Here is a 14548-nt window from a genome sequence, read left to right on the forward strand (position 1 = left end):
CCCGCACCCCGCACCCCGCACCCCGCACCCCGCACCCCGCACCCCGCACCCCGCACCCCGCACCCCGCACCCGGAATTCCACCCGCCGACCGACCGGGCACAAGTGCAGCGACACGCCGCGGAAACGCCTGCTTTTGTGCCCAGTCAGCGGGGGTGTTGGGGGGGCGGGGGCGGAAGCCGGGTGGGGTCAGGCGGGGTTGGGGGGTTCGCGGTTCGGCTCGACCTCGGCCAGCTCCGGTACCGCGGCGGCCAGCACCTGGATCGCCTCCGGGGTCCAGGCCTGGGACATCACCAGGCCGACGTGGTCGATGCCGAGGGGTGCCTGGGCGCGGACCCGCTGGACGAACTCCGCGCTGGTCTCGGTCGGGCCGAGGCGCATGGCCAGGGTCTTCGTGATCTCCTGGTACGGACGACCGAGGTCCGCGCAGTGCCGGGCCAGGACGGCGAGCTTGTGGCGCAGCCGGGTGCCGCCGTCGGGGAGGTCGAACAGGTTGCAGGCGTCCGCGTACTTCGCCACCAGGCGCAGCGTCTTCTTCTCCCCGTCGCCGCCGATCAGGATCGGCGGGTGGGGGCGGCGCAGCGGAAGGGGATGACCGACCGGCGCGGTCAGCCGGTAGTGCCGGCCCTCGAACGGAGCTTGATCATCCCGCCACAGCTGCAGGGCGAGCTCGAGGGTCTCCTCCAGTCGCTCGAACCGCTCGGCGACCGGTCCCAGCGGCAGGCCCATCCGGTCGGCCTCCTCGCCGTGGTAGCCGGCGCCGATGCCGAGCCAGGCACGCCCGCCGGTCAGCACGTCGAGGCTGGTCACGGCCTTGATCAACAACGCCGGCGGCCGGAACGTGACACCGGTGACCATGGCGCCGAGCCGGACCCGTTCGGTCCGCGCGGCCAGGAAGCCGAGCGTCGTGTACGCCTCCAGCATGTCGGTCGCATCCGCCGAGACGGTCGGGTCGGCCTGGAGCAGGTGATCCGGGACCCAGAGGGTGTCGATCCCCGCCCGGTCGGCCGCCTCGGCGACCTTGATCAGGTTGTCCCGCAGGCCGGTCGGTCCGTCCGGCCAGGTCTGGTTGGTCAGGCTGATGCTGATCTTGATCCCGGTCATCGTCCTCACTCCTTCGCTCTTCGTTATTTCTAGAGTAACCCTAAAATTGGTGCAGCGCCAATCTTGGTGTTAGATTTCTCCCGTGGGACTTCGTGAGCAGAAGAAGGAACAGACCCGGGCCCGGTTGATCGAGACCGCCTGGCGGCTGGCCGGCGACCGCGGCTTCGACCAGATCCCGGTCGCCGAGATCGCCCGCGCGGCGGAGGTGTCCGAGGCGACGCTGTTCAACTACTTCCGGACCAAGGAGGATCTGTTCTACGCGCCGTTGGAGTCCTTCGGTGATCGACTGATCGCGGCGGTACGGGACCGGGCGGTCGACACCACGCCGCTCGCCGCGGCCCGCGATTTCCTCTTGCAGAGCAAGGGTCTGCTGGCCCCGCCGGACGGCAACAGGACCGCGGCCCGGGCGCAGCTGGAGACCACCCTGCGGGTGATCAGTGAGAGCCCCGCGCTGCTGGACCGGGAGCAGCGCGCGTTCGCCCGCTACACCGAGGATCTGGCGGCCCTGCTCAACGAGGAGGACGGCGGCGACGACCCGTTCACCGCCGCGGTGGTCGCCCACGCCGTGGTCGGGGTGCACCGCAGCCTGGTCGGTTACGTACGCGAGCGCGTGCTGGGCGGAGCGTCCCTGCGGCGGGTCGCCGACGAGGTACGTGACCACGGGGCCCGGTCGTTCGAGCTGCTGGAGCACGGCCTCGGCTCGTACGGCGCCCGGACCGCGGCGAAGGCTTGATCAGGCCGGGTCGGCCGCCCGCAACCAGTTGTGGGGTGAGCGGAGCGGGCGGTAGACGCCGGTGGGCAGGTCGTCGGCGACCTCGAGCCGCCAGCGGAGCAGCTCGGTGATCAACTCCGCCCGCCGCACCGCACACTCCGGATCGTCCCAGAGATCGTTCAACTCGGCCGGATCGACGTCCAGCCGATACAGCTCACCACGGCCGTCGGAGTGGAAGATCACCTTCCAGCTCCCCCGCCGCAGCATGGCCGAGGTGCCGCTCTGGGTGACGGAGTTCAAGCCGTCGTAGGTCGTACCGGCGTAGTCGAAGTGCAGCTCGGGCCGGGCGTCCGCCGGATAGAACCGGCCGCCGTAGCCGCCCTCGGCGTAGACGCTGGCGAACGCCTCACCCGGGTCCTCGGCTCCGGTCAGCAGCGGCCAGAAGCTGCGCCCCTGCACGCCGGCCGGGATCTCGGCCCCGATCGCCTCGGCCAACGTCGGGAACACATCCACCAGGCTCACCAGATGATCATCATCCACCCCCGACCGGACCCCGGGACCCGCGATGAAGAACGGGATCCGCATCAGCGCCTCCGGCAGCCCGGCACCCTTGCGCTGCAGCCCGTACTCCCCCACGAAATCGCCATGATCAGCCACGAACAGATAGATCGTCCGCCCCGGAGCACGTTCCTCCACCGACGTCACCAGCCGCCGTACCTGATCATCGATCAACCGCAACATGCCGCAATAGGACGCCCGATACCGTCGCCAGAGGTCGTCGTAGCCGGGTCGCTTCTCCTCCACCAGTTCACGCAACCAGCGATACGGCCCGCCCTTCGCCAGGGCCGCCTCCGGCCCCGCCGCCCGATCCGGCACCTGGTCCGGATCGAACAACGAGAAGTACGGCTCTGGCACCTGATACGGATTGTGCGGCTCCGGAAACGACACCCAACTCAGCAACGGCCGATCATCGTCGGCGGCGACCTGAGCCAGGGCGTCGTCGACGATCCGAACCGGATACTGCACCTCCACCGGGAACGGCGTCGCCTCCAACGCCGGACCATGATCAATCGACACCAACCACTCCGTGAACGCCCGCTCCTGATCGGTTCGATCGGGTGCCGCCGTGTGCCCGTACGGCCCGGCCCAGTGGTCGTAGTCCTCCCGGCCCCGATACACGTGCGGCTTCCCGGCGAACGCCGTCCGATAGCCCGCCGCACGGAACACGTCGAGCAAGTCCTCGCCCCGGAACTCCCTGCGATTGTTGGAGTTCTGCCGGACCCGGTGCGCCGACGGATACCGCCCCGACAGCAGACTGGTCCGCGCCGGAACACACGCCGGCATCGACGTATACGCGCCCGTGAAGGTCGTGCCCGATGCCGCCAGCTCGTCGCAGAACGGCATCGTGTCCAGACCGAAGCCGGTGCCGGCGGTGAACCCGGCCCGCTGCTGGTCGGTCATGATGATCATGACGTTGGGTCGTTCGACAGTCGCCATCCGCTGATCGCCTCCCTTCGGCCGGACCTTACGCGCGCACGGCCAGGGTGAGCAGGCTGATCGAGTGCGCCGGCAGGTTGATCCGGCCTTCCTCCAGCGTGATCCGGCGCGGCGGGGTCAGCACCACCCGGCCCGGGTCGTCGATGGTGTTGATCGCGAACAGCTCGGGCCCGGCGGCGCCGATGGTCCTCAGGTCCGCCGTGCCGGGGACCGCGGAGATCAGCCCGTCGACGGACAGCTGCGCGGTGACGTCCGTGTCCGCCGAGCGGTTGATCACCGCGACGGTCAGCCTGCCGTCGTCCGTCAGCGCGGACGACACGTCCAGGTCGGGCACCGCGCGCGGCAGGGTCCAGAACCGTCCGTCCGGCCGGCGGTGGGCGTCGGTGAGCCGGGTGTCGGTCCAGGTCGCGGCGCACCGGGCCTGGCTGCGGGTCGGCCGGCCGCCGAAGTGGTTCTGGTAGAGGTCCCACACGTGATAGGTGGCGGTCCGGACGGACCCGTTCGGCCGGACGTTGATCAACCCGTTCGCGTTGATCAAGTTCACCGTGTTGGCCATCGTCACCGGGACCGGCAGCTGCGCGGCGCGGTGCATCGCGTGGAACACGCCGGCGTAGAAGATCGCGTCGGCCAGCGTGCGCGGGCTGTGCCGGTTCACCCGGGTCGGGAGATCCTCGGTCTGCTCCGGCAGGTCACGCGGCGCGATGCCGCCGTCGTCGCCGGGCTGCGGTTCCGGCCAGTCGCGCGGTTCGACGTGCCGCATGTTCCACTCGTCCATGGAGATCGCCAGCGGCCGCTCGATCCGGTGCCGGGCCGCGAGCCCGTGCACGTGCTGGGAGAACTCGACGATCGCCTGCTCGAAGAACAAGGACTGGCCGACGACGGCCGCGAACTCGTCCGGGCTGGGATCGATCAGGTGCCGGCTGGCGCCGTACAGGTGCAGCGAGAAGTAGTCGGCCAGCTGACCGAGGCCGGCCACCACCGGCTCGAGCCAGGAGTCCCGCTCCTGCCCGACGGCGATGAAGCTGAGGTCCGGGTCGACGGCCCGCATGAACCGGGCGTGCTCAACCGCGTCCTCGACATAGCGCTGCGGACTGCGGTGACCCATCTGCCACCGGCCGTAAACCTCGTTGCCGAGTCCCCAGAACCGCACCTGGTACGGATCCGGGTGGCCGTCCGCCGCGCGCAGCCTGGTCAGTTCCGTGTCGCCGCCGTGGTTGGTGTACTCGACCCAGCGCACCGCGTCGTCGACGCTGCGGCAGGAGTGGGCCAGGTACGGCTCGGCACCGACCGCGGCGGACCAGGCCAGGAACTCCGGTGTGCCGAACCGGTTGGACTCCTCCGAACCCCAGGCCAGCTCGAGCCGGCGCGGCCGGTCGTCCCGCGGGCCGACGCCGTCGCGCCACCAGTAGGCCGAGGTGAAGTTGCCGCCGGGCCAGCGCAGGACCGGCACGCCGAGTTCTCGGCACGCCTCCAGTACGTCGGTCCGGCAGCCCTGCAGCGGCCCCGGTTCCTTGATCGACAACTCCGAGCCCTCGTCGAAGACGCCGCCGTCGATGTTGCCGTAGAAGGCCTGCTCGAGGAAGTGCCCGTAGATCAGCTGGTCGATCGGCCGGTCCAGTGGCCGGGTCCCGATGTCGATGGACGCCGTGTCGATGGTCGCGGTGTTGATCATGACTCCTGGATGGATGGGTTTCGGTTCGGGATCATTGCTTGACGGCGCCGGCGACGCTCTCGACGAACTGCCGTTGCAGGGCGACGAACACGGCGATCACCGGGGTGAGGGAGATCACCGCGCCGGCGGCGAGACCGGGATAGTCCGTACCGTACTCGCCGACGAAGGCGGTCATGCCGACCGCGAGCGTGCGCAGGTCGGGCTGGCTCAGGGTGAACACCAGCGGCAGCAGGTACGCGTTCCAGGCGCTCAGGAACTGCAGGATGATCACCGTCGCGGTGACCGGCCAGGCCAGCGGCAGGAACACCCGGAAGAAGATCGTCAACGGGCCGGCACCGTCGATCCGGGCGCATTCCTCGAGCTCCTTCGGCAGGCTGCGGAAGTAGCCGGCGTAGAGCAGCGTCGCCGCGACGTGGCCGCCGGCGCCGAGCCCGAAGATCACCCCGAGGTGGGTGTTCAGCAGGCCGAGCTGGTCGGTCAGTTGGGTGACCGGGATGATCGTGTAACCCTCCGGCAGGAAGAAGGTGATCAGGAAGATCGCGATCAACGCCTTCTTCCCCGGGAAGTCGCAGCGGCCCAGCACGTAGCCGGCGAGCGCGCTCCTGATCACGATCAGCAGCACCGTGCCAACGGTGATGATCACTGTGTTGAGCATGTAGTCGGCGAAGCCGACCACCGACCAGGCGCGGGCGTAGTTCTCCCAGACCGGCTGGTCCGGCAGCAGCGAGAGCCCCTTGCCGAAGATCTCCGGCTGCTGCTTCAGCGACGCCGAGACCAGCCAGACGAACGGGTAGACCCAGATCGCGCAGAAGATCATCAGTCCGGCGCCGATCAGCACCTTGCCCTTCGGCAGCCGCCGACCCTTCGACCGGCTCAGCCCCTTCGACCGGCTCATGGCTGCCTCCGCCGGACGGCCCGGATCCCGGCGGCCTGGGCGACGGCCAGGATCACGGTGAGCAGGCCGAACAGGACCGCCGCCGCGGAGGCGTACCCGAGCTGCGGCACGGTCGCCTCGTAGGCCGTACGGTAGATGAACAGCTCGATCACCTCCGAGGAGTACGCCGGACCGCCGCCGGTCAGCGTGGTGACCAGGTCGAACACGTTCAAGGCTCCGATGATGTCGATCAAGGTGATGATCACCAGGAACGGCCGCAGCAGCGGCAGCGTGATGTGCCAGAACTCGCGCACCGGCCCGGCCCGGTCGACCCGGGCCGCCTCACCCAGTTCCGGCGGGATGGTCTGCAGCGCGGCGAGCCAGTAGATCATGGTGATCCCGAGCCACTTCCAGACCCAGACCACGACCACGGTGATCAACGAGGTCTCCGAGTTGGCGGCGAAGTTCACCGGGGATTCCAGCAGCGCCATCCGGACCAGGGCCAGGTTCACCGGGCCGCCGGCGTCCAGGATCAGCGTGAACACGACGCCGATGATCGCGCCGGTGGTCACCACGGGAAGGAAGATCAACGTCCGGAAGAAGCCGCGGAACGGGGTCCGCCGGCTGTTCAGCACCAGGGCCAGCAGCAGCGCCCCGCCGACCCGCAGCGGCACGCCGATGATCATGAACACCAGCGAATTCCGGAAGGCGCTCCAGAACAGGTCGTCGGCCAGCAGCCGTTCGAAGTTGCCGAGGCCGATGAAGGTGCCGCGCAGGGCGAAGCCGGGCCAGTCCAGGAAGGCGTACCACCAGCTCGCCACCAGCGGATAGACCGTGTACGCGCCGTAGCCGAGCGCGGTGGGCAGCAGGAACAGGTAGATCCACCAGCTCTGCCGCAGCCGGCCCCACCAGGTCTGCCGCCGCGGACCGCCGCCCACCACCGGCCGGCCGGTCCCGGCCTCGGCCGTCCTGGGGGTGGTGGTCGTCCCCACGGTCACGGGCGGTAGTCCTCTCCGGGCTGCCAGTCGGCGAACACCCAGTCCTCGAGGCTGACCTGGGCCCCCTTGCCGGCGGCCGCCTTGACGGCCCGCTCGCGTTCCTTCGTCATCGAGTCTTGCAGCGTCTTCAGCGCGCCGGCGTAGTCCTTGGTCGCTCCGGTCAGGACGGCCTGGGCGATCGCGCCGAGGTCGGGTTCGACCGGTCGCAGCTCCACCAGGGCCTTGGCCACGTCGACGTTGCGGACCTGCGGCTGGGGCGCGAACCGTACGTCCTCGGTCATGTTGGCGATGTTGGCGCGGTAGGCCGGATGGACGTCCGCCTCGGCGACCAGTTGATCAAGGATCGGCGGCTGGTCCATCGCGCCGGCCAGCTTCTTCAGGAATTCCTCGTCGAGTAGCGAGAACATCACCTCGGCGGCGAGCTTGGGCAGCTTGGCCTGGGCCGAGACCCAGAACGTGCCTCCGGGCGGGGCGCTGTAGATCACCGGCGGGTTCCCGTCCGGGGTCGGGATCCGCCAGACGCCGATGCCCCGTTCCACCGCTTCGGGCTCCTGCACTTTGAGGCCGCCGATGTACCAGGGACCCCAGGCGAAGACCGAGGCCTCGCCCGCGGCCCACCGGGACCGGGCGTCCCGCGGGCTCATCGACGGCGACGCCGGATGGATCAGCCCGTCCCGCTGCAGCGACAGCAGGAACTCGAAGGCGTCCAGGAACGGCTGGCTGGCGTAGCCGTACTCGCCGGTGCGGGGGTCGATCGCCCCGGGCGACCCGGCGGACATCGCGAAGCGCTCGATCTGACCGCCCAGATAGCCCGCCTCCTTCCCCGGCAGGACCAGCGGGTGCGTCTTGTCGGAGAGTCCCTCCTTGAGCTTCCGCAGCGCGGCGCGGTAGTCGTCCCAGCTCGCCGGCGACTGCTCCGGATCGACGTCGGCCTCGGCCAGCTGGGCCGTGTTCAGCCACGGCGAGCCGTCGTGCCAGCGTCCGCTGAACACCGGGAACGAATAGATCTTGCCGTCGAAGCGGTGGATGCCGTCCAGCAGCTGGTCGGCGATCGGTGATCCTGCCAGGTCGACGAAGTCGCCGATCGGCTGGAACCACCCGGCCCCGACCAGGGCGGCCGGGCTGCCGTCCAGTCCGGCCAGCGAATGGACGTCGGGCGACTGCTTGCTCCGCCGGGCCAGCTGGAGCGCCTGCCCGAGCGCCGGCGCGTCCATCTCGCGGCGCGCGACCGTCACCCCGGCATGCGCCTGCTGGTACGGCTCGAAGAGTTCCTTGGTGAACAGCGAGGTGAGCGGCCGGTAGTGGTCCCACCACTGGACGGCACCGGTGCTGGCGCCGCCGCCGGGTGCCGGGGACTGGGCCGGTTCGCCGCTGCCGGTGCAGCCGGCGAGCACCGAGCCGCCCACCGCCGCTCCGGCCAGGCCTGCTGCGGCGCCGAGCAGCCGCCGCCGGCTGAGCCTCGGCATGCTGTCCGTGACCTGGCTCATCGGGGACCCCCTTGTTCGTACCGACGCCGAATTCCCTCGACGGTAGGACCGCCCGACGGTATCTGTCAATGACCTTTACATAAGCTCTATCGAATTAAGATCACGTGATTGTCGGAAATGGAGAGAGGCCTTACAGTGGGCGCGTGCGCAACCACGACAGCGGCCATCCGATGCGCCGCGATCACGAGGAACGGGTGATCGCCGCGCTGCGCGACCTCGGTCCGTTGAGCCGCGCGGAACTCGCGCAGCGGGTGGGGATCTCGCGCACGACCATGTCCGACATCACCAACGACCTGCTGAACCGGGCCGTGATCGTTCCGTACCAGACCTCGCGGGCTGAGCCTGTCGAAGCCCAAGGCCCTTCGACAGGCTCAGGGCACGGAACGGGCTCGGGTCGGCGCGGCCGTCCGGCGAGCCGGCTGGCGCTCAACCCGCGGGCGGGACAACTCGTCGGGATCGACTTCGGTCACCGCCGGGTGCACGTCGTGGTCGTCGATGCGGCGCACCGGATGGTGGCCTCGGAGATCCGGCGCTACCCGAGCGATTCGGACTGGCCGACCCGGGTGGCCGAAGTGCTCGAACTGCTGCAGGAGCTCGGGCGGCGCGACGACGTCGAGCTCGCCGGGCTGACCGGGATCGGGGTCGGTTTCCCGGGTCCGTTCTCGCCCCGGATGCCGGCCTTCGACTCGGATGATCATCCGGAGACCACGCCGAGCGAGTTCGTCCGGAACCGGCTGCGTGATCACTACCCGGTGCCGATCATGATCGACAACAACACCCGGCTGGCCGGACTGGCCGAGGCGATCTGGGGCGGTGCCGAGACCGATCACCTGGTCTACGTACGGCTGTCCGACGGGATCGGCGGCGGGCTGGTGATCGGCGGCCGGCTGGTCACCGGCGCGGAGGGCTTCGCCGGCGAGCTGGGCCACGTCTCGGTGCGGCTGGACGGGCCGGACTGCCGCTGCGGCAAGCGCGGCTGCCTGGAGACCATCGCCTCCGTGCCCGCGATCCTGGCCCGGTGCCAGGAGCAGGGTGCCCGGGTCACGTCGCTGAGCGAACTCCGGACCGCCGTCGAGCGGGCCGATCCCCTGGTGGACCGGGTGCTCCGGGACGCCGGCGACGCGCTGGGCCGGGTGCTCGGCACGATGGCGGTCACCCTCAACCCGGCCGAGATCGTCGTCGGCGGCGAGATCGTCCAGCACGCGCCGCAGCTGCTGGCGCAGGCCCAGATCATGATCAACTGGGAACTGCAGTCGATGGCCGGCTCCGAGCTGCGGCTGCGGGCCGCGTCGCTCGGCGACGAGGACGGCGCGCTGGGTGCGGTCGCCGCGTTGCTGCACACCTCGCCACTGCTGGCCAACTACCCCGTCCCCGGCACGCCACCCGACGATGATCAACGACCAGCAGAGGACCGGACCGCCCTTCGACAAGCTCAGGACAGGCTCTCGTGACCTCCAACGTGCTCTTCCTGATGACCGACCAGCACCGGGTGGACACCCTCGGCTGTTACGGCAACGCCACCGTCGCCACGCCGAACCTTGATCGACTCGCGGCGAGTGGCACCCGGTTCGACCGCTGGTACACCCCGACCGCCATCTGTACCCCGGCCCGGGCCAGCCTGCTCACCGGCCAGGCGCCGTTCCGGCACCGGCTGCTGGCCAACGCCGAACGCAACGTCGGCTATCTGGAGGACCTGCCGCCGGACAGCTTCAGCTTCTCCGCGGCCCTCCGCGAGCGCGGCTACAACTGCGGCCTGATCGGCAAGTGGCACACCGGGACGCACCGGACGGCGGCCGACTTCGGCTTCGACGGGCCCGACCTGCCGGGCTGGCACAACCCGGTCGATCATCCCGACTACCTGGACTACCTGGCCGAGCGCGGGCTCCCCGAACACAAGATCACCGACGAGATGCGCGGCACGATGCCGAACGGGCGGCCCGGCAATCTGCTCGCCGCGCGGCTGCAGCAGCCGGTCGAGGCCACCTTCGAGGCGTACCTGACCACCCGCGCGATCGAGCTGCTGGAACGCTACGCGGCCGATCGCGCCGACGCCGGCCGGCCGTTCTACCTGGCCCTGAACTTCTTCGGCCCGCACCTGCCGTACGTGCTGCCGGACCACTACTTCGATCTCTACGACCCGGACGACGTCGAGCTGCCGGCTTCGGCGGCGGAGACGTTCGAGGGGAAGCCGCCGGTGCAGCGCAACTACAGCGCGCACTGGGCCTTCGACACCATGACGGCCGCGGACAGCCGGAAGCTGATCGCCGCCTACTGGGGCTACGTGACCATGATCGACGAGCAGCTCGGCCTGGTGCTCGACGCGCTGGACCGGCTCGGGCTCGATCAGCAGACCGCTGTGTTCTTCACCGCTGATCATGGTGAGTTCACCGGTGCGCACCGGCTGCACGACAAGGGCCCGGCGATGTACGAGGACATCTACCGGACGCCGGGGCTGATCAGGATTCCGGGCGGCCCGGCCGGCCAGGTCCGCGACGAGTTCGTCAGCCTGACCGACTGCACCGCGACGATCCTCGAACTGGCCGGGGTCGACCCGGCGCCGGCGGTCGACTCGCGGAGCCTGCTGCCGCTGGCCCGCGGCGAGTCCCCGGCCTGGGACGGTCACCTCGTCTGCGAGTTCCACGGCCACCATTTCCCTTATCCGCAACGGATGCTGCGCACCGACCGGTACAAACTGGTGATCAATCCGGACTCCGTCAACGAGCTGTACGATCTCGACGCCGATCCGGACGAACTGCGCAACGCCTACGACGACCCCGCCCTCGCCGGCACCCGGGACGAGCTCACCGCGCAGCTCTACCGGCTGCTCCGGGACCGGGGCGACAACTTCCACCACTGGATGACCTCGATGTATCCGATCGGCGACGACGTACGGGAGAACCCGTCGGCGAGCCGGATGGAGACGTCGCCGTAGCGAGACCGTTCATGATCGTGAAGCGAGCGAAGGAGCCATCTTCATGCCCACCCCACGAACCCTGACGATCCTCACCGCCGTCGCGCTGGCCTTGGCCTCGACCCTGGGCTCCGGCCCGGCGGCCGCTGCCGGGCCGGATGATCACCGGGCCGCCGCCCGCGATCCGCAGGGAGCCCTCGGCGCCAACTTCAACGAACGGCTGGCCCTGCTGAACTTCGACGAGCTGGAGCTCGGCCGGACCCAGTGGGTGCGCGGCTTCTATGCGATGCCGTGGGCCGACGAACGGCCGCCGGCCGACGACCCCGGGATCCGCAACCTGCTGGCGGCCCGGGATCGCGGCTACGGAACCGTGCTGTCCTTGAAGTTCCCGTTCGGTGACCGGGCCTTCCCCCGTCCCGGAAGCCCGGAGATGGCGACCGAGAAGGCGCGGGTGGCGAAGCTGCTCGACACGATGATGGGCCGGGTCGACATCATGATCATCGGCAACGAGCCGTTCATCGAGAGCCGGCCCGAGGACCGCAACGAGACGCTGAACGAGTTCTACGAGGAGATCGCGCGGCAGGTGATCACGTACCGCCGGGACCGCTGCGGGACGGACTGCCCGACCCAGCTCTACTACGGCGCGCTGAACAACCTGCAGAAGCCCGAGCAGCAGACGCCGACCACCGACCGCTGGGTACGGTTCGCGGCCAGCCAGCCGGACCTGCTCGGCGTGGACATCCACCCGCACATTCCCCGGATCGAGGACTCCCGGCCGTTCGTCGACTACGTGCTGGCTCGGCTCCGGCCCGATCAGCGGTTCCTGGCCACCGAGTTCTCGCTGGTGCACCACTGGAAGGCGCACCTGGCCGACGAAGCCCCGGCGGATTTCCTGCAGCGGCACGGTTTCCCGGCCGGCCTGAAGGTCTGGCAGGTGATCGGGCTCGCGATCGAGGATCCCTTCCCGCAGGAGGTCTGGAACGACTTCCTCGCCTCCAGCCCGTGGTACGAGACCCGGAAGAACTACGTCTGCAACCAGCTGGCGATCTTCCGCGAGACCGGCCGGTTCGCCCTCGGCACCTACGGCTACAAGCAGGGCCCGGAGATGGCCGAGAACTGGGGACCGGACAAGGCGCCGTGGCTGCTCAACAGCGTCTTCGCCCCGGAGACCGTACGGCCCTGGGCGGACGGCAGCACCGGCCGCGGCTACGCCTGGATCGACAACTTCCACCGCTGCGGCTGATCCGGGGCGCTCCGGGCGGTACGGTGCAACCGAAGCCCCGCCCCGTTCCCGGAGGATCCCATGGTCCAGCTCGGTCCCAGCCTGCCGATCATCGTCGTCGCGGTGCTGACCGTGATCGGCTGCGGCATCGTCTCCGGCGCCTTCTTCGCCTTCTCCACCTTCGCCATCTGGGGCATCGCGGCCCTGCCGGCCCCGGCGGCGGTGCGGGCGATGCAGTCGGTCAACGTCGCCGCGGTCCGGCCGCCGCTGATGATCGCCCTGTTCGGCACCGCTGTGCTCTGCATCGTCATGATCATCTTCGGCGTGATCGGCCTCGGCCAGGGGGACGGCTGGTGGTTCCTGATCGCCGGGTTGCTCTACCTGATCGGCAATCCGGTGCTGACGATCGCCTACAACGTGCCCCGCAACAACACGCTGGCCGCCGCCGACCCGGACGACCCGGAGGCGGGCGGCGTGTGGCGGCACTACCTGCGCGAGTGGGTGCCGGCCAACACGGTCCGTTCGGTCACCGCCGCCGTCGCCGCGGCCCTGGTGATCATCGGGCTGGTGCTCGCGGGCTGAGCACCCTCAGCCGAAGCCGATGACGCCGCGGGACCGGTCGAACTGGTGGATCCGGGTCAACGGCCATTCCTGGTACGGGAACGTCCGCAGACCGTCGCCGTCGAACGCGTCGGCGATCCCCTCCTCGCGCAGCCGGTCGATCAACAGGCCGGTCAGCCGGTCCGCCTCGCCGGCCCGCTCGGCCTGCACCGGCTTGATCTCGTCCGGGTCGGCGGCGAGGTCGAAGAGCAGCCGGTGCCCGCCGTTGGCGAGCCAGATCAACTTCAGGTCGCCGGTCCGGACCATCGCCTTGAACCGCCGGCTGCCGGGCCGGCCGTGGTAGCCGAACAGGTTGTCCCGCGGCGCTGCCGTACCGTCGAGCAGGCCGAGCAGATCGCTGCCCTGGCGGAGTTCCGGGGCCCCGGCCGCCGAGGTCGCCAGCCCGAACAGGTCGGTCAGGCAGGCCAGTTCCGAGCAATGATCACCGGCCGCGATCCGGCTCGGCCAGGAGATCAGGAACGGCACCCGGGTCGCTGCCTCGAAGAAGCTCTCCTTCTGCCAGCCGTGATGATCACCGAGCAGATCGCCGTGGTCGGCGAAGAAGCAGATCACGGTGTCGTCGGCGTCCGGCCGGCGTTCGACGGCGTCCAGCAGGTCACCGATGCAGGCGTCGATGTAGCTGATCTCGCCGTAGTAGCGGGCCCGCAGCGCCCGGGCCCGGTGCGGGTCGACGTCCTCGGCGTAGACCAGGTGGTTCATCCACGGCAGATGTTGATCAAGATGGTCGACCGCAAGATCGCCGAGCACCGGGTCCGGCATCCGGTCCGGGTCGTAGCGCCGGTTGTACGGCAGCGGCGGCGCGAACGGCGGGTGCGGCCCGATGTAGGACACGAAGCCGAACCAGGGCCGGCCGTCGTCGGAATCAAGGAGCCCGATCGCCTCCCGGGTCGCCCAGGCCTCGACGGTGCAGTCGGCCGGCAACGGGCTCAGCTGCGGCATGTAGTACATGTCGGTCCGCTCCCCCATCAGCGCCTCGAGCCAGTCGTACTCGGGGTGCTCGGCGGCGATCCAGGCCGCGTAGGCGTCGCCGGCCCGCTGATCCGGCGTCTCGTACAGCTCCTCGCTGTGCCGCTGCACCTGATAGCCGATCGACGCGTCCCACGGCGTGGTGTGGAACTTGCCGACGCCCCAGGTGCGGTAGCCGAGCCCCGCCATGGTCTCCGCCAGGTAGGGCCCGCAGCTGTCCCGGATCGCGTCGTGCGCGCCGGCCGGCACCGTGTTGTCGTAGATCCCGGTCCGGGTCGGTTCGCTGCCGCTGCGCAGGGTGTACCGCGCCGGAACGCAGACCGGACAGGTCGAGTAGGCGTTGTCGAAGGTCGCGCCGCGGGCGGCGAGTCGATCAAGGTTGGGCGTCGCGATGTCGGCGTTGCCGAGTGACGCGATCGTGTCGAAACGCTGCTGGTCGGTCATCACGAACAGCACGTTCGGCCGGTCCGACATGGGTCTCCTTCC

12 protein-coding genes are annotated in these 14548 nt (G+C 69.9%); 5 read left to right on the forward strand and 7 right to left on the reverse strand.

Annotation, left to right across the window (positions count from 1 at the left end; all coding sequences use genetic code 11):
- Window positions 1-187: 187 nt before the first annotated feature.
- The gene (locus tag ACFQU4_RS32850; RefSeq protein ID WP_377500359.1) at window positions 188-1102 is read right to left on the reverse strand and encodes a TIGR03560 family F420-dependent LLM class oxidoreductase; all 915 of its coding nucleotides are present in this window, start codon (window positions 1100-1102) and stop codon (window positions 188-190) included.
- Between the two features lie 82 nt (window positions 1103-1184).
- Between ACFQU4_RS32850 and ACFQU4_RS32855 the strand changes: the two genes are divergently transcribed.
- Complete coding sequence (locus ACFQU4_RS32855) at window positions 1185-1835, forward strand: TetR/AcrR family transcriptional regulator (RefSeq protein WP_377500361.1); 651 nt, start codon at window positions 1185-1187, stop codon at window positions 1833-1835.
- On the opposite strand, the gene ACFQU4_RS32860 is transcribed toward ACFQU4_RS32855, so the two are convergent.
- From ACFQU4_RS32860 to ACFQU4_RS32880, 5 genes are read right to left on the reverse strand one after another with little or no spacing between them, the layout of a single operon-like run.
- Window positions 1836-3311, reverse strand: coding sequence for a sulfatase-like hydrolase/transferase (locus ACFQU4_RS32860; RefSeq protein WP_377500363.1), 1476 nt, complete (start codon window positions 3309-3311; stop codon window positions 1836-1838).
- A gap of 28 nt (window positions 3312-3339) precedes the next feature.
- Window positions 3340-4983, reverse strand: coding sequence for an alpha-L-arabinofuranosidase C-terminal domain-containing protein (locus tag ACFQU4_RS32865; protein ID WP_377500365.1), 1644 nt, complete (start codon window positions 4981-4983; stop codon window positions 3340-3342).
- Between the two features lie 31 nt (window positions 4984-5014).
- Window positions 5015-5878 carry a carbohydrate ABC transporter permease gene (locus tag ACFQU4_RS32870; protein ID WP_377500367.1) on the reverse strand — a complete coding sequence of 288 codons (864 nt, stop codon included), beginning with the start codon at window positions 5876-5878 and terminating at the stop codon, window positions 5015-5017.
- Window positions 5875-6855, reverse strand: a complete 981-nt coding sequence (locus ACFQU4_RS32875) for a carbohydrate ABC transporter permease (RefSeq protein WP_377500369.1) — start codon at window positions 6853-6855, stop codon at window positions 5875-5877. The genes ACFQU4_RS32870 and ACFQU4_RS32875 overlap by 4 nt, the downstream gene beginning before the upstream one ends.
- Complete coding sequence (locus ACFQU4_RS32880) at window positions 6852-8342, reverse strand: ABC transporter substrate-binding protein (protein WP_377500371.1); 1491 nt, start codon at window positions 8340-8342, stop codon at window positions 6852-6854. Before ACFQU4_RS32880 ends, ACFQU4_RS32875 begins: the two co-directional genes overlap by 4 nt.
- Window positions 8343-8485: 143 nt before the next feature.
- Between ACFQU4_RS32880 and ACFQU4_RS32885 the strand changes: the two genes are divergently transcribed.
- The 4 genes from ACFQU4_RS32885 to ACFQU4_RS32900 are packed head-to-tail and all read left to right on the forward strand — an operon-like array spanning window position 8486 to window position 13057.
- Window positions 8486-9793: an ROK family protein gene (locus tag ACFQU4_RS32885; protein WP_377500373.1), complete on the forward strand. Its 1308-nt coding sequence runs from the start codon at window positions 8486-8488 to the stop codon at window positions 9791-9793.
- Complete coding sequence (locus ACFQU4_RS32890; RefSeq protein ID WP_377500375.1) at window positions 9790-11274, forward strand: sulfatase-like hydrolase/transferase; 1485 nt, start codon at window positions 9790-9792, stop codon at window positions 11272-11274. Before ACFQU4_RS32885 ends, ACFQU4_RS32890 begins: the two co-directional genes overlap by 4 nt.
- A 43-nt stretch (window positions 11275-11317) precedes the next feature.
- Window positions 11318-12496: a hypothetical protein gene (locus ACFQU4_RS32895; RefSeq protein ID WP_377500378.1), complete on the forward strand. Its 1179-nt coding sequence runs from the start codon at window positions 11318-11320 to the stop codon at window positions 12494-12496.
- Between the two features lie 60 nt (window positions 12497-12556).
- Window positions 12557-13057 (forward strand): DUF1772 domain-containing protein, encoded by a 501-nt coding sequence (locus ACFQU4_RS32900; RefSeq protein ID WP_377500381.1) that lies wholly within the window; start codon window positions 12557-12559, stop codon window positions 13055-13057.
- A gap of 6 nt (window positions 13058-13063) precedes the next feature.
- Here ACFQU4_RS32900 and ACFQU4_RS32905 read toward each other — a convergent pair whose 3' ends face one another.
- Window positions 13064-14536 carry a sulfatase gene (locus tag ACFQU4_RS32905; protein ID WP_377500383.1) on the reverse strand — a complete coding sequence of 491 codons (1473 nt, stop codon included), beginning with the start codon at window positions 14534-14536 and terminating at the stop codon, window positions 13064-13066.
- Between the last annotated feature and the right edge of the window lie 12 nt (window positions 14537-14548).

Source organism: Microlunatus sp. GCM10028923, from assembly GCF_042666975.1.
Lineage (GTDB): Bacteria > Actinomycetota > Actinomycetes > Propionibacteriales > Propionibacteriaceae > Microlunatus.

Bases quoted from the DNA above. Each gene is read 5' to 3' on its own strand.
- ACFQU4_RS32895 (WP_377500378.1), top strand. From the start codon at position 11,318: ATGCCCACCCCACGAACCCTGACGATCCTCACCGCCGTCGCGCTGGCC.
- ACFQU4_RS32905 (WP_377500383.1), bottom strand. From the start codon at position 14,536: ATGTCGGACCGGCCGAACGTGCTGTTCGTGATGACCGACCAGCAGCGT.
- ACFQU4_RS32900 (WP_377500381.1), top strand. From the start codon at position 12,557: ATGGTCCAGCTCGGTCCCAGCCTGCCGATCATCGTCGTCGCGGTGCTG.
- ACFQU4_RS32850 (WP_377500359.1), bottom strand. From the start codon at position 1,102: ATGACCGGGATCAAGATCAGCATCAGCCTGACCAACCAGACCTGGCCG.
- ACFQU4_RS32870 (WP_377500367.1), bottom strand. From the start codon at position 5,878: ATGAGCCGGTCGAAGGGGCTGAGCCGGTCGAAGGGTCGGCGGCTGCCG.
- ACFQU4_RS32865 (WP_377500365.1), bottom strand. From the start codon at position 4,983: ATGATCAACACCGCGACCATCGACACGGCGTCCATCGACATCGGGACC.
- ACFQU4_RS32880 (WP_377500371.1), bottom strand. From the start codon at position 8,342: ATGAGCCAGGTCACGGACAGCATGCCGAGGCTCAGCCGGCGGCGGCTG.
- ACFQU4_RS32860 (WP_377500363.1), bottom strand. From the start codon at position 3,311: ATGGCGACTGTCGAACGACCCAACGTCATGATCATCATGACCGACCAG.